Origin of the sequence: Enterobacter cloacae complex sp. OE43NF, assembly GCF_023544405.1 — a bacterium.
Lineage (GTDB): Bacteria > Pseudomonadota > Gammaproteobacteria > Enterobacterales > Enterobacteriaceae > Enterobacter > Enterobacter cloacae.
In genome coordinates this window covers 1-1,259 of record NZ_JAMJFW010000136.1, presented here as the reverse complement: position 1 = coordinate 1,259, position 1,259 = coordinate 1, and the positions used below count along the sequence as shown (strand labels likewise).

Here is a 1,259-nt window from a genome sequence, read left to right as displayed (position 1 = left end):
GTGATCTTACCCAGCAATAGTGGACACGCGGCTAAGTGAGTAAACTCTCAGTCAGAGGTGACTCACATGACAAAAACAGTATCAACCAGTAAAAAACCCCGTAAACAGCATTCGCCTGAATTTCGCAGTGAAGCCCTGAAGCTTGCTGAACGCATCGGTGTTACTGCCGCAGCCCGTGAACTCAGCCTGTATGAATCACAACTCTACAACTGGCGCAGTAAACAGCAAAATCAGCAGACGTCTTCTGAACGTGAACTGGAGATGTCTACCGAGATTGCACGTCTCAAACGCCAGCTGGCAGAACGGGATGAAGAGCTGGCTATCCTCCAAAAGGCCGCGACATACTTCGCGAAGCGCCTGAAATGAAGTATGTCTTTATTGAAAAACATCAGGCTGAGTTCAGCATCAAAGCAATGTGCCGCGTGCTCCGGGTGGCCCGCAGCGGCTGGTATACGTGGTGTCAGCGGCGGACAAGGATAAGCACGCGTCAGCAGTTCCGCCAACACTGCGACAGCGTTGTCCTCGCGGCTTTTACCCGGTCAAAACAGCGTTACGGTGCCCCACGCCTGACGGATGAACTGCGTGCTCAGGGTTACCCCTTTAACGTAAAAACCGTGGCGGCAAGCCTGCGCCGTCAGGGACTGAGGGCAAAGGCCTCCCGGAAGTTCAGCCCGGTCAGCTACCGCGCACACGGCCTGCCTGTGTCAGAAAATCTGTTGGAGCAGGATTTTTACGCCAGTGGCCCGAACCAGAAGTGGGCAGGAGACATCACGTACTTACGTACAGATGAAGGCTGGCTGTATCTGGCAGTGGTCATTGACCTGTGGTCACGTGCCGTTATTGGCTGGTCAATGTCGCCACGCATGACGGCGCAACTGGCCTGCGATGCCCTGCAGATGGCGCTGTGGCGGCGTAAGAGGCCCCGGAACGTTATCGTTCACACGGACCGTGGAGGCCAGTACTGTTCAGCAGATTATCAGGCGCAACTGAAGCGGCATAATCTGCGTGGAAGTATGAGCGCAAAAGGTTGCTGCTACGATAATGCCTGCGTGGAAAGCTTCTTTCATTCGCTGAAAGTGGAATGTATCCATGGAGAACACTTTATCAGCCGGGAAATAATGCGGGCAACGGTGTTTAATTATATCGAATGTGATTACAATCGGTGGCGGCGGCACAGTTGGTGTGGCGGCCTCAGTCCGGAACAATTTGAAAACAAGAACCTCGCTTAGGCCTGTGTCCATATTACGTGGGTAGGATCA

The 1,259-nt window shown here is 53.6% G+C and carries 1 protein-coding gene; it reads left to right on the top strand.

The genetic code is table 11. The features are described 5' to 3' along the window. The first annotated feature begins 66 nt into the window (after nucleotides 1-66). Nucleotides 67-1,229, top strand: a protein-coding gene (locus M8370_RS23350) for an IS3-like element IS3 family transposase (protein ID WP_085947771.1) whose coding sequence is annotated in 2 segments (ribosomal slippage) — nucleotides 67-328 and nucleotides 328-1,229 — 1,164 coding nt in all. Because the reading frame shifts where the segments join, the coding sequence is not laid out codon by codon here. The last annotated feature ends 30 nt before the right edge of the window (nucleotides 1,230-1,259 follow it).